Source organism: Priestia sp. YIM B13551, from assembly GCF_042787905.1.
GTDB lineage: Bacteria > Bacillota > Bacilli > Bacillales > Bacillaceae_H > Priestia.
Map to the genome: position 1 here is coordinate 1,603,954 of NZ_JBHZOX010000001.1, position 20,504 is coordinate 1,624,457.

The following is a 20,504-nucleotide window of genomic DNA, read 5'->3' on the forward strand; positions in this document are numbered from 1 at the left end:
ACATGACTAAAAAGCCGAGCACTCGGCTTTTTTTATGTTATTCTTGGTCGTCGCAAAGAGCATATTGACAAAAGATCTCTTGACTGTTAATAGAGAGCTCATGTTCTTTTTTTATGACGTAATGATAATTCCCTTCTTGATCTTGTTCTCGTGCTTTTACATTATCAGCAAGCATAACTTCAAGCCACTTCCACACTTTTTTTTTCAAATGTGTATCCAAGATAGGAAATAAAATTTCTACTCGTTTCACCATATTTCTTGTCATCATATCTGCAGATGACAAGAAAAACTTTTCCTGTTTATTATGATGAAAATAATAGATTCGGCTATGCTCTAAAAATCGTCCGACAATGCTTCTTACCCTTATATTCTCGCTAACGCCTTGAATTTGAGGGCGCAAGCAGCACGTTCCTCTAACAATGAGTTCGATTGTCACACCAGCTATAGAAGCTTCATATAGCTTCATAATTAAAATTTTATCCGTCAATGAGTTCATTTTCCCAATGATTCTTCCATTGCCATACCGTCTGTGATAATGGATTTCCTTATCAATGAGATGCAAGAAATCATTTCTTATATCAAATGGTGCAACGGATAAATGATGATATACTGGTTTTTGCGTATAGCCACTTAAGTAATTAAAAAAATTGGCCGCATCTATCCCGATGTTTCGATTGACAGTAAAAAGACTTATATCCGTATAGATCTTTGCCGTCGCATCGTTGTAATTCCCAGTACCAAGATGAACAAACCGTTTAATATGCTCTCCTTCTCTTCTCACCACGAGCGTAATTTTACCATGCGTTTTTAAATGAGTCATTCCATATATCACGTGGCACCCTGCCCGCTCTAGCTCTTTAGCCCATTGCACATTATTCTCTTCATCAAACCTCGCTTTTAGTTCAACTAGTACCGTCACTTGTTTACCTTTTGCAGCCGCTCGTTTTAATGCTTTAATAACGGGAGAATCTCCGCTTACCCTGTATAACGTTTGCTTAATAGCGAGCACATTTTCATCGTCTGCTGCACCGTTAACAAAATCAAGTACCGGCTTAAACGATTCATAAGGATGGTGAAGCAAAATATCTCTTTGAATCATTTGGTCGAAAACATTTTGATCCGGATGTAACTCTGTTGTAAGCTTAGGAATAAAGGCTTTGTCAGCCAACTCTTCATGCGTAGATTTAAGTAATCTATAAAACGAAAATAAACTGGTTAAATCCAGCTGTCCTTCGATCTCATACACATCTTCATCGTCAATTTCAAGTACTGACTTTAAATACGCTAGTACACCCTGATCATATGGACTCTTAATCTCAAGCCGAACAGCCGCTCCCCATTTTCGCTTCTGTAACTCTTCTTCAATTTCTTTTAGTAAATCTTGAGCGTCTTCTTCGTGAATAGTCATATCTGCGTTGCGGGTAATTCGAAATTGAGAAACGGATGAAACGCGGTATCCCTTAAACAACTTTTTAATAAAATAGGCAATTACATCCTCTAGCAATACAAATAGACGGGTAGAATCTGACGTGGCTATTTCAATGTAGCGCGTTAGCACCGAAGGTACTTGAACGATAGCTAGTCTTTCTTTTATCTCGGCAATTTGCTGCTCATCATTTAAATTTTCTGAAAGGACGACTACTAAGTTCAAGCTTTTATTCATCAACATAGGAAACGGCCGGTAGGTATCAATAGCCATAGGAGTTAATACGGGAAAGATTTGCTCGTCAAAATACTGTTCAAGCTTATCTAGATTTGATTTCTCCAGCTTTTCAACCGTAATGATTTCCACGCCGTATTTCTGTAATTCGGGAAGAAGTGTATGAATATACGTATCATCCTGCTGCTTGACTAGATCGTGGTTTTGTTTGGAGATAGAAAATAGCTGCTGTTTAGGAGTTAAGCCTGCTTTGTTTTCAGGTTTGCTAAATCCAGCTTTCACTTGATCTTTTAATCCGGCTACCCGAATCATAAAAAACTCATCCAGATTTGAACTGAAAATTCCTAGAAATTTAAACCGCTCAAGTAAAAGGTTTTTCGTATCTACTGCTTCTTCCAGCACCCGCTTGTTAAAAGCCAGCCAGCTCAATTCACGATTATTGTAATAAGCTGAATCAGCCACTTGTATGGTTTGCTTATAAGTGCGATTACTTTCTAACATTAGCCTCACCTTCCAGGATAATGGATTTAATCTAGTTAGCTATACTGAATATTCTAACCGATCCAGCGTTATTCTAAAGCTTAGTAAATTCAAGAACAATATTTTTTTTCACTACTTTTTCTAGATGCTTTTTCTGTTTTTCAGCCTGATATTGTTCAGGACGAAAGGTTTTTGTACATAATAGTTTAATCGTAACTGTGTTTTCATCGCTTTTCATGTCAATATGTTGAACAACATTTCGCTTTGTTGCATGTAAACCGTCAGCTATTTTTAAAACCGCACCGAGCAGCTGGACTTTTTTTTGTTCTTCTTTTGTTAACCACTTTTTAAAAGGAGCAACATATTGCCTAAAAGAAGACTTCCCTTTATATGAAGAAACAAGTGCCAGCTTTAAACGTTCTCTATGTGAAATTCCATCGATTGTACGATTAGCAAGCACATAAAACGTATGCTGGCTGCTTGATTCCGCATCAATATACTTTCCTATATCATACACTTGCGCAGCTTTTATAAGAAGCGCTAAGTCATCCTCTTTTAAATCAACCGGTCCCTGCTCCCTAAGATGCTGAAACATCATAATAGCTGTGCGCGTAAGCTGTTTGACATAATCTTTATTTACTTCAAACTCTTCCATTATTTCTTGAAAACTTTGCTGTATGACATCGGGGTACATTGGCTGGATATTAGCATCAGAAGCCTCCTTAAATAACACCCCTTCTCTTAAGCCTTTGCGGCTTAAGATGAAACGAGTCGCGTTGACTGTTTCATATAATGATTGAAATACTTCAATCGCTGGCAAAATTGTATCCGCACGATCTTTTGACAAGCGGTCTAGCTTTTGAAGATTGTGATAAGACAATGAGCCTATAGCAGATTTCACATGCAATATATCAGCTAAATTCATTTCATATTGATGCAGCCCGGCGAGAGGATAGTGGATAAAACCTTGATGCACTTGCACCATACTTCTTGCACTTCCTCCAATTGCTACAATCGGAACTTGGCGATTTAAAAGCCACGGGACAGTATGGAAATGCCGGATCACGAAATCGCGGATTTTTACTTTTTCTTCTGCAGTGGGAATATTGCCTTTGACGAACTGCAGACGCAGAGATAAGGCACCGAACGAAAAGCTGTGGTACTGCACTAACTCTCGATTGCGAAAATACGTAACTTCCGTACTTCCCCCACCAATGTCAATTGTAATGGCTTCTTCGATCGAAGTGGAATGAATAACGGCAACAAAGCCGTAATACGCTTCTTCATATTCAGACAATAGTTGAATAGAAAAGCCCGTTTCTTTTTTTACAAGCGCTAGAACTTCTTTTGCATTAGCCGCTTGACGGATGGTAGCTGTGGCCACACAGGTAACGTGCGGCAGCTGCTGATGCTTGGTAATAACTCCAAACGTTTCAAGCGTATCAAGCAAGGTACATATTCCTTTAGCCGTTAACACTCCTTCTTTACTTAAATAATTTCGAAGCCGTGCAGCTACTTTCACGTTTTCAATTTGCTTAAACCCTCTGCCTTTTTTGTATTCATAAATAACAAGGCGTATCGTATTTGAACCTATATCAATCAGTCCATGTTTATAAGTCAATGTAATTTCAACACCTTTTTCAAAATAACTTTATGCTCACAAAAGTCACTTTTACTTTTTTCAATCGTATACTGTTACAACATAATCATATATCAAAGGAGCGAAGTTAATGAGATATATAGTAAAGCGCGGTGAAACCTGGCAAAGCGTTTCAGGTGACTACCGGATTCCGGTTGAAGACCTGTGGATGGCTAATCCTTTTGTAAGCCATAGTACGCTGAAGCCTGGGCAAGTAATCATCATTCCAAACCTCCCTGATAAAGAGCTCATTCCTTACACGATCCACGTGTTTATTGCTGAAAAGCAGCTTGAATTACGAAGAAATAATATCATACAAAAAGTCTATCCCATTGCAGCAGGAAAAATGCTGAGCGCAACCCCTACTGGAGACTTTATTATCGTTAACCGGGAGCCAAACCCCGGGGGGCCTTTTGGCACAATGTGGCTAAGCTTGTCTAAAAAGTCATATGGCATTCACGGAACAAATGATCCAAGTTCTATTGGAAAAGCCGTATCCAAAGGATGCATTCGCATGTATAATGCCCAAGTAAATGAGCTAGCTAAAATTGTGCCAAATGGGACTGGTGTTTATATTCGACCTTCTCGACGAATGGCTCAATAGTTCGGGATTTACTAATCAATAATTGTTTAACTGTGGGAGCAGCATTTTTTTTAAAATAGAAAGTATGGCTTGCTGTTCCACTTTACTTGTATAAGGAAGCGTAACAAAACAAACCCTATACATAGGAAATTTCATTAATTACCAAAATACTTCTTCGTGTAATTATTTTCAAATGGGACAAGACACGCTATAATGAACGTATCAGCTTTCACCTTATAGGTTGAACAGCTGATATGATAGAAAGGGAGTGAACGTATGTCTCAAGCAAATGGACAAGGCTCTTTGACCCCGTCTGTATCTGAGATTGCACAAGCTATTTTCACTGTAAATCGTCACGCAAAAGCTGCTCCTGATCCTAAGCAGTTATATACGTTAAAGAAAATTGCATTAGATCAACTAATTTTAGAAGGAAAAGCCAAAAAAGAAGGACTTCACTTTTCGCCAAACCCTGGTAAAAGTCAACAAAAATCAGATGTACTTGTATCAGTTGGAGACTACTTTTTCCATATGCCTCCAAAGAAAGAAGACTTCAAAGAGTTATCACACCTCGGCCATTTAAACCATCAGTATCGAAATCCCAAAACGACTATGTCATTATCTTATGCGAAGCGCTTATTATCTAAATATACGGGTCATCTCGTACAGCCGGCTAAAAGCCCTGTTTCGACTCCAAGAAAACGGCAAGCACCTGTGTTTAAACCGCTGGGTAAAAGTTATTTTTAAAAAAAGTGCCTGAAGTGGAGCGATCTGCTTTCAGGCACTTTTTTGTGATTCTACAAAATATAAAGATCGATCAACTCAACAAGCTCTCCGATTTCTGGCTTACTTACTTGTCCTTCCGCTCCTACCATCTTTCCCTTGTGACGTAAATCTTCTGTGATAAGAGAAGAGAAGATAATGACTGGAAGTACAGAAAGCTGAGGATTTTCTTTTACTTTTTTAGTTAAATGATGCCCATCCATTTGCGGCATTTCTATATCTGTAATAAGCAGCTGGACTTGATCACTGATTTCCACTCCTTCATCGATCACCGAGCTTAGATAGTTCCATGCTTCCTCACCGTTCTCAAAAAATTCCGTGTTCTCATAACCTGCTTGTGCAAGAGTATCTTCAATCATTCGGCGCAGCAGCGGCGAGTCTTCAGCCACGACAATCTTTTTATTAGAGCGTTCCCTAGCCCCTAGCTTTTTTATTTTCGACTGATTAATACCTGCATCAGGGTTCACGTCAGAAATCAACTTTTCAAAGTCTAACAGCAGAATCATTTGACCGTTTAATTTCACCACTCCAGTAATCTGTGTTTCCAAACCTTGATACAAATCTGAAGGCTTCTCAATTTCTTTCCAAGAAATACGGTGAATTTGCGTCACTGCATGGGTATGAAAGACAATTTTTTGCTGATTGAACTCTGTAACAATTAACTTATCTTTTTCCGGCGTATTTGAAGGTTCCATTTTTAACGCTTTTGCTATGTCAACAACAGGAAGTACTTCCCCTCTTAGCTCTGTAATACCTTCTATGTAAGAATGCGCATTTGGAACAGGTGTAATAGATACGGGATTAATAATCTCTCTAACTTTTACTACATTGATGCCAAACCAAACATTTCCTATCTCAAATTCGACAATTTCCAGTTCGTTTGTGCCACTTTCCAACAAAATTCCTTTATCTCGATTCATATACTTACTCCTCTCATCTCACCTACTTATCTAATAGTCCATATTTCCTATTATAGTGACCGCCTCTTATATCCGTAAAGAAAAATTTTCTTATTTTGGTATCCTTTTCTCCTAAAACATATACATAAAATATTGTTTTAGGAATTGACAGAATATTATATACTATATAAAAACATGAGCGTTGATCCCTTTCGTCTCATCCTCTGCTCAGTTTTTTACTTGCTCTACTTTACTTCTCTATACTAGCTTATGAACTTGAGTCAAACGACTACTCCTATTAAAACGAGGTGTAATTTATGAACAGAGGATTACAAAAAGAAGAAACAAAAAAACGCATCCAAAAGGCCGCTATTTCTTTATTCCAACAGCAGGGATATCAAAAAACGACTGTGTCTCAAATTACCCATGAAGCGGGTGTAGCAAAGGGTACATTTTTTAATTACTTCAAAACAAAAGAAGAAGTTCTTCACTACCTTGGAATTAATTTTACAAACCGTATCTCCTATAAATTAGAACAGCTCCTTCAAACAGAAGAATCAACTGCTTCTATTGTTAAACAACTGTTTTTATTACTAGCGCAATCAAACGAAGAAGCGAACCCTCACCTAATCCGTTCTTGGTTTCATATTGCTATTACTAACAGTTCCTTTCAACAATCTGAAATTCTTCAAATTGAAAAAATGCGCGCTCATTTTACAAAAGTTTTTCAAACAGGACAAGACCGAGGTGAACTTATAGTCGATATTCCTGCCGAAGAAATGGCTTCCACTGCTATACTTAATTTTTTTGGCACACTTCTCTACTGGTGTACCAACCACCCCGACTCTACTACCCTTCAAGAAAGAATAGACAAGTCGGTTACTCTTCTATTTAGAGGGTTTCTTATTCATTCCTAAAAGCCTGTTCACAAATTTTTAACAAGAAATCGAAGATAGCTGTGGACTCTACAGCCAAAACGGTTTATACTACACAAAGTGAATGAATAATCTTAAAAGAAGGTGTTCGTAATATGAAAGGCTCCGTCATTCTTTTTAATGACGATAATGAAATGACCATTATTGAAAACGTAGAAGAAGCTGTATATCAAGATATTAAAGAACAAGAAGGCTCTGATCACTGCGTTGTAACATTGGACGATCATGAAGTTGATTTTGGCTACGTTTCCCCCGTTTATTGGCGTGAAGGCCAAATACACACTGACTAATATACAAGACCTGCATATATATGCAGGTCTTTTTATGCGCTTATTATTTTGAATCTAGAATTGAACGTGAAGCGAGGAACCTCTGATTTCCTAACACATACCTTAGCACATTCGCAGCTAAAAAACAGGGTTAACAACTATATAGAAAGGGTACATTTCAAGTAATAGAAGCTGCGTTTTATTTTAAAAAAGGAGGTTTATGTTATGAGTTCTTATCGAAAAAATATGAATCACTATCCTCACTCATCTCAGTACACACCTTACCAACACTATTACGCGAAAGAAGCTGATCGTATTTTAACGACTATGAGTACAAACTTTAATAAACAGCATTTGAAATCTCTTATCGACGATGCGTTAGATAACAGAGATGAAGAACAATTTTATGAACTAACAACAGCTTATAATAAGCTGTATAATACCTAACTTAAAACCACTATTTGCAAAATGCGCAAATAGTGGTTTTTTACCTATTTTCATTGTGATAAAATGAGTTGAAAATACGCGGAAGGATTTGAAACTATGGAGCACTTAATCAATAAACGTGTCAAAGAAATTGAATTATCAGGAATACGTACATTTTATAATATGGTCTCACAATATCAAGATGTTTTATCCCTCACAATTGGACAACCTGACTTCTTAACACCACAGCATGTAAAAGAAGCGGCAAAATCTGCAATTGATGATAACCAAACTTCTTATACCCACAATGCTGGAACGATAGAACTGCGCGAGGCAGCAGCTCAATTTGTCAAAGAAAAATATGACTTGCACTATAACCCAGCTGATGAAGTGATTGTGACCATTGGAGCTAGTCAAGCAATTGATATTGCTCTTCGCACCATTTTAGACGAAGACTCCGAAGTTATTTTACCTGGACCTGTTTACCCAGGATACGAACCGCTTATCCGGTTAAACGGCGCTAAACCTGTACATATTGATACAACCGAAACAGGATTTCGACTAACAGCGGATTTAATCCAACAACATTTGACGTCTAAAACAAGATGCGTCATCTTACCTTATCCGTCTAATCCTACAGGCGTGACGTTGTCACAGCAAGAATTAGAAGAAATTGCTGCTCTTTTAAGCGATAAAAATATTTTTGTACTATCTGATGAAATATACAGCGAGCTCGTTTTTGATAAAAAACATCAGTCCATTGCCTCCATTTCATCTATGAGAGAGAAAACAATTGTTATTAACGGAGTATCAAAGTCTCATTCCATGACAGGCTGGCGAATTGGTCTTTTATTTGCTCCTTCTTATTTAGCCAAACATATTTTAAAAGTTCATCAATACAACGTGAGCTGTGCTTCTTCTGTCTCTCAAGCAGCTGCACTCGAGGCACTGACAGCAGGCAAAAATGATGCGGTAGATATGAAAAAAGAATACGAACAAAGACTGAATTATGTTTATGACCGGCTAGTAAACATGGGATTTGACGTAGAAAAGCCGACGGGTGCTTTTTATATCTTCCCTTCTATTCAGAACTTCCACAGTAATTCATTTGATTTTGCCCTGGAGTTAGTAAAAGAAGCGGGTGTTGCACTAGTACCCGGCAGCGCTTTTTCTTCCCACGGAGAAGGATATGTACGCCTGTCGTATGCGTATTCCATGAACACGCTGCGTGCAGCCTGTGATCGAATTGAAGCTTATCTTACCTCTCGTCAATCACGTTAAGCCGATGGTAAGAAGTGTATGCATTTTTTTGTGAGTGATAGCACATAAGAGCGGGTATACTAGAAGCATATAAATTGACTTCAATAGTGTATCATTATAAAATGTGCATCGATTCACTAAAGAAATACATACTTTTAACGGAGGTTTTTATTATGACAAAAGATTTTTTTGATGTGGTAAATGAACGTACATCGATTCGAGAATATGACTCTTCAGCTAAATTAAGCAAAGAAGAATTAACGGAACTTTTAGAAGCAACAGTGAAGTCACCATCAGCTTGGAACTTACAGCACTGGCATTTCGTTGTTATTACAGACCAAGATGCGAAAGAACGTCTACTTCCAATTGCTTACAACCAAAAACAAATTACAGAAGCAGGCGCTGTAGTAGCTGTCTTAGGTGATTTAGAAGCCAATAAAAATGTAGATGAGGTGTACAATCCACTAGTCGAAGCAGGTCACATGACAGAAGACGTAAAAAATATTTTGTCAGGACAAATTAACGGCGCTTATAAAAACGGTGCTTTTGCCCGGGATGCAGCGTTTACGAATGCTTCTCTTGCATCTATGACATTCATGCTTGCAGCAAAAGCAAAAGGATTAGACACTTGCTCAATGGGCGGATTTAACGCTCAAAAATTTGTAGAAGAATTCAAAATTGAGGATCGATACATTCCGGTTATGCTTATCTCAGTGGGAAAAGCGGCTAAAGAAGCTCACGCTAGCGATCGTTTACCATTAGATCAAGTTACAACTTGGATTTAACAAAAAACCCTGCAACTGCAGGGTTTTTCTATGTAACTAAATGGATTTCACCATGCCTCCGTCGATTAGAAACGACTGGCCTGTCATATATGAATTCGCTCCCGAAACAAAGAAAGCAACGGCTTTAGCAAACTCTTCAGGCTGACCGTAGCGTTTAAGAGGAATTTGGTTTCTCATCTCTTCTTCAATTTCTGAAACGTCTACTCCCAGTTTTTCAGCACGAATGGTATCTAGCTCTTTCACTCGGTCTGTTGCAATTCTTCCTGGCGCAACCGTGTTAATTAAGATACCGTCCTCTGCTAGTTCTGAAGCAAGTGTTTTGGTAAGTCCCACGATTCCTGTACGGAAGGTATTTGACAGAATAAGTCCAGCAATTGGCTCTTTAATGGAAGAAGAAGCAATATTGACGATACGTCCTCCGCTCTTTTTCATAACGGGCACTACCTCACGAATAATACGAATATAGCTGAGGAGATTTAACTCAAATGCATGCTTCCAATCATCATCTGTTACCGAAAGGAAGTTCCCAGCTTTAGGACCTCCTGTATTATTAATTAAAATATCAATGGTTCCAAACGTATCTACTGTATATTGAATAACATCTTGAATGTCTTGAGTTTTCGTGACATCTGCCGTTTTATGTAACACTTGTCCGCTTCCAAGATATGAAATCTCTTCCGCTACTTGGATTAGTTTCTCTTCTGAACGACTTGCAATCATAACGTTTGCGCCTTCTTCTGCGAGCCTGGCAGCAATCGCTTTGCCGAGCCCTTGGCTGGCCGCAAATACAAGCGCTGTTTTTCCTTTTAATTCAACATCCATTTCTTTCACCTCGTCTAATAGTTTGAATCTTTTTAACTTTATCACGTTCTCGTCAAATTCTTCAATAAATATGAAATAATTTCTTTTTTCCATATGGTATACTTAATTATCTGAAAATTATTTCTTAAAGGAGGCAAAAAAGCAGTGTATAAAAAGCAATGCTTTGTCTTTCATCAAAATAAGCCTGTAACATGTACGGTACGATCATATACATTAAATGACTTCGATGAGCTGATTCGGATTCAAGAAGAAAGTTTCACCCCTCCTTTCCCTTCTGAATTATTATGGAGCAAAGCTCAGTTAAATAACCATGTTTCCCTATTTCCGGATGGAGCGCTATGCGTGGAGATAGACGGGACAATATGCGGATCTATCACAAGCGCGATTGTTTCAGTGGAAGGAAATGAGGCTCACACATGGGATGAAGTAACAGGAAGCGGATATATTCATATGCACGACCCTTCTGGTAATACGCTTTATGTAGTGGACGTATGCGTCATTCCTTCGCATCGATCGATGGGGCTTGGGAAGCTGCTTTTGCAGTCTTTATATGAAGTCGTGATTCAATACAAGTTAGAAAGGCTTCTCGGCGGGTGCCGCATCCCTGGATACGCATCAGTGTCTTCCTTGTACACGCCCGTTGAATACATGAACCTTGTATCAGCCGGAACTCTCTACGACCCGGTTATGACCTTTTTAATGCGCTGTGGCAGAACGCCTATTGGTCTCGCAGCAAACTATATTGAAGATGAAGATTCACACAACTACGCCGTACTAATGGAATGGAAAAATCCATTTTATACGGCTATTCAAAAAGAGGCTGGAGCAAAGGTATTTTAGCCCAAGTGAAAAACGAACCGTTAATCAACAGGTTTGATTAACGGCTCGTTTTTTTGTGATTGTGAATATAGTTTTATCTGTTTCGTTCCTTCTAGCAGTTGATTAGAGAGCAAGGCGAAGACTCCTGCGGGAAGTGAGACCCTATAGGGGCGGAAGCGACGAGGCTCAGCGGCCGCCCGCGGAAAGCGACGCCTTGCATGGAAATCCACTGCGGTGTAATAAGCAGTCCAGCTCATGTATCTCATGTGTTCGTCTTTAGGTTGGATTCATTTAGTTATGTCTCAACCTCTTTTTAGATTATTGAACTTCTTCAATGCTCCACTCTAGCTCTTTATGAGTGAGAACAAGATGCGCCTGCAATTTACTCATCTCTTTGTGCTCAAACCGATCATTATACATTTCATTCATGTCGTCAAAGTCACCGATTGTATACAAAGGAATTTTAATATCTCTACGGGATTGCACCATGTGTTCAAAATCAATAAACAAACCGTCATTCGTTAAAGTAAGAAGCGTATTTGCTAACACTAGAGGCAATATTGGATATTCCAACTTTTTCCTTCTAAACACAAATCTTTTTTGCTTAATTTCTGACATTTTCAACGGAATGATTCGGCTTAAAATATGCTTCATATCATACACGTCTCGAAAATAGATTTTGTTGTAAAATCCATCATCATGAGCTAAATAAACAAATTGATTACCGAGTTTATTATTAAATGGCGAGTTGAGCGGTTTTTTTAAATGACCTAAATACAGCAGCGCTGCAATATCTTGAGGTTCTAACAAATCCAACGAAGATACATCCTCAAAATCAATCCAACAAAAATCACCATAATTATAAACATCATCTTCTGCTAAAAGATGAATTTGTTCTTCTTCTACGTAGTCCATATGGGTTTGGTAATGGTAATCACTGTCTTCAAAACCGTGCTTTAACAATAATATATTTGCAAGCGGCGTAGGAAGGGAATGATAAAACTCTTTAAATTCAATTCCATATGTAATAAAGCATTTTTTATTTACATGGCCATTAATATAAACGATATCTCTTATTTCATCTGCTTTACTCAACCGTTCTAACCACCTTATTGATTGATTCTGTGATCGATATGTAACCGTTCTACTGATTTATATATTATACTTCTAAAATAAACAATGTGTAAATATATATTGTTGGCAATTTCTTTCGTATTCACTCCTCTTCTACTGATCATTTTATTTGATAGGAAAGAAAGGTATAGAGCTGATTGTGAATGTGGTAGAATGTGTGTATCTTATTAATTAGCATGTATGAACACGGAGGTATACAAAATGGATGTTCGCCATTTGCATTACTTAACAGAAGTGGCTAAACATAAAAATTTCACAAGAGCTTCTGAAGCGCTGCATATTTCGCAACCTTCTCTCAGTAAAATGGTTAAATCATTAGAAGAAGAGCTCGGCACACCTTTGTTTGATCGCGCTGGCAAACAAGTTCAGCTTACCGATGCAGGAATAATTGTGTACGAGCAAGCAGAAAGCATTTTATCTTCTCTCCGAGATTTATCGGATTCCCTCTATGATTTAATGCATTTAAAAAGAGGAACCATCAAAATAGGCATTCCCCCTATTATTGGTACATTGTTTTTTCCTACTATTATTAAAGCATTTCGAGAGCAATACCCTGAGATTCATATTCAATTAGTGGAATATGGCGCTAAAAGAATGCAAAAATTTGTGGAACAAGGAGAAGTGGATGTGGGCGTAGTTTTACTTCCAGTTGATGAAAACATGTTTTTTACGACTCCTTTAGCCCGAGAAACACTGCAGCTTGTTGTTCATAAATCTCATCCGTTAGCTCAGCATTCTACGATTTCATTAAAAGAGTTAAAAGACGAAACGCTTATTTCCTTTCATGAAGACTTCACCATGCATGAAATGGTCTATAACGAATGTTTAAAAAATGGATTTACACCTAATATTGCTTTTAAAAGCTCTCAGTGGGACTTCATTGGAGAGTTGGTAGCTGCTAATCTCGGCATTGCTCTTTTCCCTTATTCATTATGTGAAAAGCTTGATTTGGAGCATGTGAAAGTAATTAATCTCGAGAATGCTATTCCATGGGAAATTGCTTTAATCGTTAAAAAAGATCGCTATATCTCTTATGCTACACAGGCTTTTATTGATTATATTAAAAGTACAGTTTAACAAAGCTGAGACAAAAGTAGTTTAATTAAAAATCCAAATGAGTTTGATTCTTAATAGAAAATCAAACTCGTTCGGATTTTTTTTATGGTGGTGAACGTAGGTTCCATATATGTAGCGGCTTTTAGCTGTTGATTGGAGAGCATGGCGAAGACTCCTGCGGGAAAAGCGGAAGCGACGAGGAGGCTCAGGGGCCGCCCGCGGAAAACGAAGCCTTGCACGGAAATCAACAACGGTGTAATAAGTCATTCATACTAAATCATTTTTCCCATTGGTTCGTCTTTAGATTGAATTGATTTAAGCATGTCTCCATCTCTTTTTTTTAATTGCCTTTTATTAAATAATTAGACCTTATATTTCACAAACTCTTTTTTTGAAAAGGTTACCAACGCATTTGTAAAGAGATTTCTTTTAACTATAACTAAAAAGAATAGTTATCATAGTTATTATATATTTCATATTATAGTCGTTTTTTTGTAAGATAAGTGTGTAGCATTCATTTACTTAAGTTGTATCCCCATTTGCAAAATCCAAATAGTTTCTCTTTTCCCATGATGGAGTCGTCTTTTCAGCATAGACGACTCCATTATTGTCTCAACAAACTAGGAATGAATGAATAAAAACATAAATAAAGGAGGCTAATCATGAAACTGATTATAGTGATTTTACAGATTTTATTACTAACGGCTCTGTTTTTAATAGGAGAAAGTATTTCACAGTGGTTTGACCTCCCAGTGCCAGGTAGTATCATCGGATTTTTCTTACTGTTTTTCTTACTGTACTTTAAAGTAATTAAATTAAGCTGGGTTGAACAAGGTGGAACACTGTTAGTGGGAGAACTATTACTATTTTTCATACCAGCCGTCGTTGGACTCATCAATTATGGAGATGTATTGATGCATTTTGGAATCCAGATTGTGATTATTATCACAATCAGTACGATTATTGTGATGTCTATAACGGGAATCATTGCAGAACATATTTCAAGAAGAAAGGAAGGTTCGCTAAAATGACATTACTCACATGGATTGCTCTTCCGCTTACACTGCTCGTTTATGTCGGCACAAAAGTGCTCTATAAAAAATATAAGTCTATGCTAGTTTCCCCTATTTTACTAGCCCCCATTCTTTTAATTGGTATCTTATTAGTAACGAATGGCTCTTATGATCATTATAAGCAAGGTGCCAGTGCTATTAGCTTTATGCTTGGACCAGCAACCGTTGCTTTTGCTGTTCCTATGTTTAAGTATTTTGATTTACTCAAAAAACATCGTGTTGAAATCAGCTTAAGCGTAGGGCTCGGCACGTTTGCTGCCATGATATCTTCCATGCTGTTAGCATTAGTGTTTCATTTACAATCAACGCTGGTTCATAGCTTGATTCCAAGATCGGTTACGATTCCTATTGCTGTTAATGTATCTCAGACGCTAGGAGGAGATCCAAATATCACCATTATGTTTGTGATTATAACCGGTGTAGTAGGATGTATGGTCGCTCCAAAACTGATTAAGCTCCTCGCACTGCACTCTTCTCTAGCAAGAGGTCTTCTTTTAGGAGTAGCTTCTCATGGGACAGGTACAGCAAGAGCTTTTGAATTTGGAAAAATTGAAGGTACTTTTTCTAGCCTTGGCATGATCGTAGCAGCACTTCTTACAATGCTGTTTGCGAATATGCTTCTGCCTACTATTTTCGCTTAAAAGATAAAAAAGGTGTGATCATATATGATCACACCTTTTTATTATCCAATATGAAAAGTTGATTTTACGAACTCAATAACTTCTTCCGTAGAAGACATTGATAGAATTGTATCTAAATGAGGTTCGATATCAGCTTTTGATAATTGACGGATTTGAGAACGAGCTTTCAGAATAGATGTTGCACTCATTGAGAATTCATCTAAGCCTAAACCTAAAAGAATTGGAATTGCAATCTCATCTCCTGCCATCTCTCCGCACATGCCTACCCACTTACCTTCTTTGTGAGCCGCTTTGATTACCATATTCACCAAGCGAAGAATCGCTGGGTTATACGGTTGGTATAAATAAGACACGCGCTCATTCATGCGGTCAGCAGCAAGCGTGTATTGAATTAAATCGTTTGTTCCGATAGAGAAGAAATCTACTTCTTTAGCAAATAAATCTGCGATTACCGCTGAGGAAGGAATCTCTACCATCATCCCTACTTCGATGTCTTCCGAAACTTGTACGCCTTCTTGTTGAAGTTTAGCTTTTTCTTCTAAAAGAATAGCTTTTGCTTGACGGAACTCATCAACAGTAGCAATCATAGGAAACATAATTTTCAGATTACCGTATACGCTTGCACGTAGAAGCGCACGAAGCTGTGTACGGAACATGTCTTGCATCTCTAGACATAAGCGAATGGCACGGAATCCTAAGAATGGGTTCATTTCTTTTGGTAGATTTAAATAAGGAAGCTCTTTGTCTCCACCAATGTCAAGAGTACGAACAACCACTGGTTTGCCTTCCATACGTTCAAGAACTGTTTTATAAGAAGTAAACTGCTCTTCTTCCGTCGGAAGATCTTCGCGGCCCATATATAAGAATTCTGTACGATAAAGGCCAACGCCTTCGCCGCCGTTTTCTAATACGCCTTTTACATCTTCTGGTGTACCAATGTTAGCTGCAAGTTCAACGTGATGATCATCAGCTGAAACCGTTTTTTCATTCACAAGCTTAGCCCACTCAGCTTTTTGTTCTGCATACTCAGCGGCTTTTTTCTCGTAAGCTTTTACTGTTTCTTCGCTTGGATCAACGATAACTTCGCCATCTAAACCATCAACAATTACTAATACACCGTTTTGAATGTCTTCCATAACTGTTTTTGTACCTACAACAGCTGGGATCTCCATTGAACGCGCCATAATTGCTGAGTGAGAAGTACGTCCGCCAATATCTGTTGTAAATCCTTTTACGAACTTACGATTTAACTGTGCTGTATCAGACGGCGTTAAATCTTCTGCGATAATGACAACTTCTTCTGAGATTAAGCTTGGATTTGAAACGTTTACACCTAAAAGATGAGCTAATACACGTTTTGTTACGTCACGGATATCAGCAGCACGTTCTTTCATATATTCATTGTCCATTGACTCAAACATATTAATAAACATTGCCGCTACTTCATCAAGTGCATGTTCAGCGTTTACATTTTCATTTGTAATTTTATCTTTAATTGGATTAATAAGTTCAGGATCGCTTAGAACTAATAAGTGAGCTTCAAAGATTTCTGCTTTGTCATCACCAAGTTCTTTACGAGCGTGCTCTCTAATAATTTCAAGTTCTGATTTTGACTTTTCTAGCGCAGCTTCTAGACGTGCTACTTCTGCTTCAACTTCAGTTACTGATTTTTTTTCAACGGTTAATTCTGGATTTTCTAGACGAAATGCTTTAGCAATAGCAATGCCGCTAGAAGCGGCAATGCCTTGAATTTCCTTTGTCATTATTCGCCTAATCCTTCTTTGCTCATTGTATCTTCAAGAGCAGCAAGTGCATCTGCTTCGTCAGAACCTTCTGCAGAGATAGTGATTGTAGCGCCTTTTTGAATACCTAAAGACATAACGCCCATGATTGATTTTAAGTTTACAGTTTTACCGTTGAATTCTAAGTTGATATCAGAATCAAATTTGCTTGCTGCTTGTACTAAAGTTGTTGCTGGACGTGCGTGAATTCCTGAGTCTGCTGTTACTGTAAATGTTTTTTGTGCCATGTTAAATCAATCTCCTTTTTACTTTGAAATGTTAATAATATTTGCTTCTTGTTGAGAAACTTGGCCCTGCTTTAAGATATCAATTTTTTCATCAGCTTGTAAATTCGTGAAAATGATCGGCGTAATCGTCGATGGCGCATTTTCTTTTACAAAGTCTAAATCAATTTTCAATAGAGGCTGTCCTTTTTTCACTTCATCGCCTTGGGCAACTAAAGCTTCAAAACCTTCGCCTTTTAAATTAACTGTATCAATACCAACGTGAATTAAAATTTCACGTCCAGTCGTTGATTCAATACCTAAAGCATGTTTCGTCGGGAATAAGTTTACTATTTTTCCGTCCACTGGTGCAACTACTGTGCCTGTTTTCGGAATAATCGCAAAACCGTCACCCATTAATTTTTGTGAAAATACCTGATCTGGTACTTCCGATAAAGGTACCAATTCTCCCTCAATCGGTGAAACAATATCATTACCATTATCGCTTCCTACTTCAGATGTTGCAACAGGTTTTTCAATTGTTTTTGTCTCTTCTTTTGTGACAACTGGTGTTTTGCCATTCATAATGTCTTGAATTTGACCTTTTAGCGTGTCAGATTTCGGACCGAAAATAGCTTGAATATTGTTACCAACTTCAAGAACACCAGCTGCTCCAAGTTTTTTCAAGCGGTTTTTATCAACATTACCTACATCATCTACTGATACACGCAAACGCGTAATACAAGCATCTAAATGTGTAATGTTTTCTTTACCGCCAAGTGCAGCTAAAACATTTGTTGGAAGCTCTGCTGCTTCTACTTTTACATCTTCTTCTCCTTCTTCTTTATCTTCACGACCCGGTGTTTTTAAGTTAAATTTACGGATTGCAAAGCGGAAACCGAAGTAGTAAATAACTGCTAGAACTAAACCTACTGGAATAACTAGCCACCATGCTGTACGGTTTTGCATAACTCCAAATAGAACGTAATCGATAACCCCACCTGAGAACGTCATACCGATTTTAACATTTAATAATTGCATAACCATAAATGATAAACCAGCAAATACTGCGTGAATTGCAAATAGTACTGGTGCTACGAATAAGAACGAGAACTCAAGCGGCTCTGTAATACCCGTTAAGAAAGATGTTAAAGCAGCTGAACCCATGATACCAGCTACATATTTTTTGTTTTCAGGACGAGCTTCGTGATAAATCGCAAGAGCTGCTGCTGGCAATCCGAACATCATGAACGGGAATTTACCAACTTGGAATGTTCCTGCTGTTAAAGGCACGCCATCTGCTAATTGAGCAAAGAAAATCTTTTGGTCACCGTGAATATGTTGACCTGCTTTATTAACGTAATCACCAAACTCAAACCAGAATGGAGAGTAGAATATGTGATGAAGTCCAAATGGAATTAATGAACGTTCAATCAATCCAAATACAAAAGCTGATAAAGTTGGGTTTGCATCAATCATGTTAGTAGAAAAAGCATTTAATCCGCTTTGAATTGGCGGCCAAATGAAAATCATAATAACACCTAAAACAATTGAAAATACCCCAGTAATGATTGGTACAAATCGTTTTCCTGCAAAGAACCCTAAATAAGATGGTAATTCAATATTGAAATAACGATTATACATGGATGAAGCTAAAATACCTACTATGATACCCCCGAATACACCTGTAGCTAACGTAGGAATTCCTAAGATGCTAGTGTAAGCTGGATTGGCACCCATTTTGTCAGGATCTAGTTGTCCTGTAGCAACTAAGATTGTGCTCATCGTTTTGTTCATAATTAAGTAGCCTACAATTGCAGCAATACCTGCTACACCGTCACCACCAGCTAAACCAACGGCAACACCAACGGCAAACAATAGCGATAAGTTGTCAAATACAATTTGACCCGCTTGCGACAAAACATTTGAAACCAATTGAACCCAGTCTGCACCAAGTGCCGGTACTGCATCCAACAATGTAGGGTTTTGAAGCGCTGTCCCTACTCCAAGTAAAATCCCTGCTGCCGGTAAAATCGCAACCGGCAACATAAGCGCTTTTCCGACTTTTTGTAATACTCCAAAAAGTTTTTTAAACATGGCGCTTACCTCCTTTTATATATTTAGTGTGCAACAAGCTATTTATTTGATACGTGAATCATTAACGCGCTTTCATAAAACGCTTTCTTTAACTAGAAAACTCATTACATCTCCTGGTGTCCTGAAGCCTAAGCTTTAAATGATTGCGCTTTCTTATAACAAAAAAAGGCATGAGGAAAAAGAAACGATAAATGGATACACTCATCCAATTATACATCGCTTCATTTCTCACTCATGCCTGATCGTATCAGTAACACGTATTGAAATGATTTTATAAATCCGTTTTTGTTATAAGTCGCTGCAGATGCATCGTTAAGTAAACTGCTTCTGCTTCATATACAGGTAAATGTAACGCTTGCTGCATTACTTTTATCACTTTCCAAGACACATTGTAACACAGGGGATATTCTTCTTTCAATAGCAAAGCAATTTTTTTTGGCTCTTCTATTTTTTCTCCTGTTTTTACTCGATCAATAGCAAAATGCAAATGACGAATCAATCTCATATAGTGCACAGATTCTTTGTCTACCTGCAGATGAAGCGATTCTTCAATCACATTAATAATCGTTTGAATAAGCTGCGAGTCTTGATTCACTTCCAGCAGGTTTTTTTCAGTCAGCGCACTGTGGATATGAAGCGCAATAAAACCAATCTCTCCTACTGGAAGCTGCACGCCTATTTTGCGACTAATAATTTCTACCACTTCAGATGCGATCGTATATTCCTCTGGATATAAAGCTTTTGTTTCAAGTAAAAATGGATTTTTAAGCCCCATTCCCTGCTGAAAACGTTTTATCGCAAACGCGATATGATCCGTCAATGAAATGTGTATATGCTCATTCAAAGGAATGTTAACACGCTTTTGAATGTGCGTTACAATATCATTCATCATTTCAATCACGTCTTCATCTACCTGAGCTAAAAGCTGCTTGTACTGTTCTTGCTCTTCTTCACTCTTTAACAAAAACATTTTCTCCACGGCTTTTGCATCGATTTCATCGCCTTTTTTCTTATTGAACCCTATTCCTTTCCCAATTAGCACAACTTCATCATAGGTAAGGTGTTTAGCAATTAATACATTATTATTAAGTACCTTTTCTACAAAAAAGGACTCTTTCACGAATCCTTCACTCCCCTGTTT

Annotated in this window: 21 protein-coding genes; 12 read left to right on the forward strand and 9 right to left on the reverse strand. The window is 37.9% G+C overall.

The annotated features are described in order from the left end of the window. Positions 1-37: 37 nt before the first annotated feature. Both ACFX4N_RS08165 and ACFX4N_RS08170 read right to left on the reverse strand, forming a co-directional pair. Positions 38-2,161 (reverse strand): RNA degradosome polyphosphate kinase, encoded by a 2,124-nt coding sequence (locus ACFX4N_RS08165; RefSeq protein ID WP_192100609.1) that lies wholly within the window; start codon positions 2,159-2,161, stop codon positions 38-40. Positions 2,162-2,234: 73 nt separating this feature from the next. Further along, positions 2,235-3,761: a Ppx/GppA family phosphatase gene (locus tag ACFX4N_RS08170; RefSeq protein ID WP_057274562.1), complete on the reverse strand. Its 1,527-nt coding sequence runs from the start codon at positions 3,759-3,761 to the stop codon at positions 2,235-2,237. Positions 3,762-3,870: 109 nt separating this feature from the next. Here ACFX4N_RS08170 and ACFX4N_RS08175 point away from each other — a divergent pair, with 109 nt between their 5' ends. Together ACFX4N_RS08175 and ACFX4N_RS08180 are read left to right on the forward strand one after the other, a co-directional pair. Continuing rightward, on the forward strand, positions 3,871-4,383 hold the full coding sequence (locus ACFX4N_RS08175) for a L,D-transpeptidase family protein (protein ID WP_013056026.1): 513 nt from the start codon (positions 3,871-3,873) through the stop codon (positions 4,381-4,383). Between the two features lie 255 nt (positions 4,384-4,638). Continuing rightward, positions 4,639-5,106, forward strand: coding sequence for a YkyB family protein (locus ACFX4N_RS08180; protein WP_013056025.1), 468 nt, complete (start codon positions 4,639-4,641; stop codon positions 5,104-5,106). A 50-nt stretch (positions 5,107-5,156) separates the two neighbouring features. Here the strand turns inward: ACFX4N_RS08180 and ACFX4N_RS08185 are convergent, their stop codons facing one another. After that, positions 5,157-6,062, reverse strand: coding sequence for a chemotaxis protein (locus ACFX4N_RS08185; RefSeq protein WP_013056024.1), 906 nt, complete (start codon positions 6,060-6,062; stop codon positions 5,157-5,159). Between the two features lie 296 nt (positions 6,063-6,358). Here ACFX4N_RS08185 and ACFX4N_RS08190 point away from each other — a divergent pair, with 296 nt between their 5' ends. The 5 genes from ACFX4N_RS08190 to ACFX4N_RS08210 all read left to right on the forward strand — a co-directional run bounded on the left by ACFX4N_RS08190 (position 6,359) and on the right by ACFX4N_RS08210 (position 9,716). Then, positions 6,359-6,958 (forward strand): TetR/AcrR family transcriptional regulator, encoded by a 600-nt coding sequence (locus tag ACFX4N_RS08190; RefSeq protein ID WP_057274561.1) that lies wholly within the window; start codon positions 6,359-6,361, stop codon positions 6,956-6,958. Between the two features lie 113 nt (positions 6,959-7,071). Further along, the gene (locus tag ACFX4N_RS08195) at positions 7,072-7,266 is read left to right on the forward strand and encodes a hypothetical protein (RefSeq protein WP_013056022.1); all 195 of its coding nucleotides are present in this window, start codon (positions 7,072-7,074) and stop codon (positions 7,264-7,266) included. A 204-nt stretch (positions 7,267-7,470) separates the two neighbouring features. Continuing rightward, positions 7,471-7,692, forward strand: a complete 222-nt coding sequence (locus ACFX4N_RS08200; protein WP_013056021.1) for an IDEAL domain-containing protein — start codon at positions 7,471-7,473, stop codon at positions 7,690-7,692. Positions 7,693-7,788: 96 nt separating this feature from the next. Continuing rightward, positions 7,789-8,952, forward strand: a complete 1,164-nt coding sequence (locus ACFX4N_RS08205; RefSeq protein WP_192100608.1) for an aminotransferase A — start codon at positions 7,789-7,791, stop codon at positions 8,950-8,952. A gap of 152 nt (positions 8,953-9,104) precedes the next feature. Next, on the forward strand, positions 9,105-9,716 hold the full coding sequence (locus ACFX4N_RS08210; protein WP_013056019.1) for a nitroreductase family protein: 612 nt from the start codon (positions 9,105-9,107) through the stop codon (positions 9,714-9,716). 36 nt (positions 9,717-9,752) lie between these two features. Here ACFX4N_RS08210 and ACFX4N_RS08215 read toward each other — a convergent pair whose 3' ends face one another. Further along, a complete protein-coding gene (locus ACFX4N_RS08215; protein ID WP_057274559.1) occupies positions 9,753-10,538 on the reverse strand; it encodes an SDR family oxidoreductase in 786 nt (261 codons plus the stop codon). 144 nt (positions 10,539-10,682) lie between these two features. Here ACFX4N_RS08215 and ACFX4N_RS08220 point away from each other — a divergent pair, with 144 nt between their 5' ends. Next, positions 10,683-11,378 (forward strand): GNAT family N-acetyltransferase, encoded by a 696-nt coding sequence (locus ACFX4N_RS08220; protein WP_098546996.1) that lies wholly within the window; start codon positions 10,683-10,685, stop codon positions 11,376-11,378. 297 nt (positions 11,379-11,675) lie between these two features. On the opposite strand, the gene ACFX4N_RS08225 is transcribed toward ACFX4N_RS08220, so the two are convergent. Continuing rightward, positions 11,676-12,452 (reverse strand): hypothetical protein, encoded by a 777-nt coding sequence (locus ACFX4N_RS08225; RefSeq protein WP_013056016.1) that lies wholly within the window; start codon positions 12,450-12,452, stop codon positions 11,676-11,678. Between the two features lie 240 nt (positions 12,453-12,692). Between ACFX4N_RS08225 and ACFX4N_RS08230 the strand changes: the two genes are divergently transcribed. The 4 genes from ACFX4N_RS08230 (at position 12,693) to ACFX4N_RS08245 (ending at position 15,261) form a co-directional block, all read left to right on the forward strand. Continuing rightward, positions 12,693-13,568 (forward strand): LysR family transcriptional regulator, encoded by an 876-nt coding sequence (locus ACFX4N_RS08230; protein ID WP_013056015.1) that lies wholly within the window; start codon positions 12,693-12,695, stop codon positions 13,566-13,568. Positions 13,569-13,696: 128 nt separating this feature from the next. After that, entirely contained in the window at positions 13,697-13,861 is a 165-nt protein-coding gene (locus tag ACFX4N_RS08235; protein WP_179865036.1) for a hypothetical protein, read from the forward strand. A gap of 348 nt (positions 13,862-14,209) precedes the next feature. Then, on the forward strand, positions 14,210-14,578 hold the full coding sequence (locus ACFX4N_RS08240) for a CidA/LrgA family protein (RefSeq protein ID WP_013056014.1): 369 nt from the start codon (positions 14,210-14,212) through the stop codon (positions 14,576-14,578). Next, positions 14,575-15,261, forward strand: coding sequence for an LrgB family protein (locus ACFX4N_RS08245; protein ID WP_013056013.1), 687 nt, complete (start codon positions 14,575-14,577; stop codon positions 15,259-15,261). The genes ACFX4N_RS08240 and ACFX4N_RS08245 overlap by 4 nt, the downstream gene beginning before the upstream one ends. 41 nt (positions 15,262-15,302) lie before the next feature. On the opposite strand, the gene ptsP is transcribed toward ACFX4N_RS08245, so the two are convergent. The 4 genes from ptsP to glcT all read right to left on the reverse strand — a co-directional run bounded on the left by ptsP (position 15,303) and on the right by glcT (position 20,483). Next, a complete protein-coding gene (gene ptsP / locus ACFX4N_RS08250) occupies positions 15,303-17,024 on the reverse strand; it encodes a phosphoenolpyruvate--protein phosphotransferase (protein WP_013082261.1) in 1,722 nt (573 codons plus the stop codon). After that, complete coding sequence (locus tag ACFX4N_RS08255) at positions 17,024-17,290, reverse strand: phosphocarrier protein HPr (RefSeq protein WP_013056011.1); 267 nt, start codon at positions 17,288-17,290, stop codon at positions 17,024-17,026. Before ACFX4N_RS08255 ends, ptsP begins: the two co-directional genes overlap by 1 nt. 18 nt (positions 17,291-17,308) lie before the next feature. Continuing rightward, the gene (gene ptsG / locus ACFX4N_RS08260; protein ID WP_013056010.1) at positions 17,309-19,363 is read right to left on the reverse strand and encodes a glucose-specific PTS transporter subunit IIBC; all 2,055 of its coding nucleotides are present in this window, start codon (positions 19,361-19,363) and stop codon (positions 17,309-17,311) included. 271 nt (positions 19,364-19,634) lie between these two features. Next, positions 19,635-20,483 (reverse strand): glucose PTS transporter transcription antiterminator GlcT, encoded by an 849-nt coding sequence (gene glcT, locus ACFX4N_RS08265; protein WP_013056009.1) that lies wholly within the window; start codon positions 20,481-20,483, stop codon positions 19,635-19,637. Positions 20,484-20,504 lie beyond the last annotated feature (21 nt).

What these genes read in the sequence shown, in the direction of transcription:
- ACFX4N_RS08165 (WP_192100609.1), bottom strand. Translation starts at nt 2,161, where the DNA reads ATGTTAGAAAGTAATCGCACTTATAAGCAAACCATACAAGTGGCTGAT.
- ACFX4N_RS08255 (WP_013056011.1), bottom strand. Translation starts at nt 17,290, where the DNA reads ATGGCACAAAAAACATTTACAGTAACAGCAGACTCAGGAATTCACGCA.
- ACFX4N_RS08215 (WP_057274559.1), bottom strand. Translation starts at nt 10,538, where the DNA reads ATGGATGTTGAATTAAAAGGAAAAACAGCGCTTGTATTTGCGGCCAGC.
- ACFX4N_RS08175 (WP_013056026.1), top strand. Translation starts at nt 3,871, where the DNA reads ATGAGATATATAGTAAAGCGCGGTGAAACCTGGCAAAGCGTTTCAGGT.
- ACFX4N_RS08230 (WP_013056015.1), top strand. Translation starts at nt 12,693, where the DNA reads ATGGATGTTCGCCATTTGCATTACTTAACAGAAGTGGCTAAACATAAA.
- ACFX4N_RS08245 (WP_013056013.1), top strand. Translation starts at nt 14,575, where the DNA reads ATGACATTACTCACATGGATTGCTCTTCCGCTTACACTGCTCGTTTAT.
- ptsG (WP_013056010.1), bottom strand. Translation starts at nt 19,363, where the DNA reads ATGTTTAAAAAACTTTTTGGAGTATTACAAAAAGTCGGAAAAGCGCTT.
- ACFX4N_RS08240 (WP_013056014.1), top strand. Translation starts at nt 14,210, where the DNA reads ATGAAACTGATTATAGTGATTTTACAGATTTTATTACTAACGGCTCTG.
- ACFX4N_RS08200 (WP_013056021.1), top strand. Translation starts at nt 7,471, where the DNA reads ATGAGTTCTTATCGAAAAAATATGAATCACTATCCTCACTCATCTCAG.
- ACFX4N_RS08190 (WP_057274561.1), top strand. Translation starts at nt 6,359, where the DNA reads ATGAACAGAGGATTACAAAAAGAAGAAACAAAAAAACGCATCCAAAAG.
- ptsP (WP_013082261.1), bottom strand. Translation starts at nt 17,024, where the DNA reads ATGACAAAGGAAATTCAAGGCATTGCCGCTTCTAGCGGCATTGCTATT.
- ACFX4N_RS08205 (WP_192100608.1), top strand. Translation starts at nt 7,789, where the DNA reads ATGGAGCACTTAATCAATAAACGTGTCAAAGAAATTGAATTATCAGGA.
- ACFX4N_RS08180 (WP_013056025.1), top strand. Translation starts at nt 4,639, where the DNA reads ATGTCTCAAGCAAATGGACAAGGCTCTTTGACCCCGTCTGTATCTGAG.
- ACFX4N_RS08210 (WP_013056019.1), top strand. Translation starts at nt 9,105, where the DNA reads ATGACAAAAGATTTTTTTGATGTGGTAAATGAACGTACATCGATTCGA.
- ACFX4N_RS08185 (WP_013056024.1), bottom strand. Translation starts at nt 6,062, where the DNA reads ATGAATCGAGATAAAGGAATTTTGTTGGAAAGTGGCACAAACGAACTG.
- ACFX4N_RS08195 (WP_013056022.1), top strand. Translation starts at nt 7,072, where the DNA reads ATGAAAGGCTCCGTCATTCTTTTTAATGACGATAATGAAATGACCATT.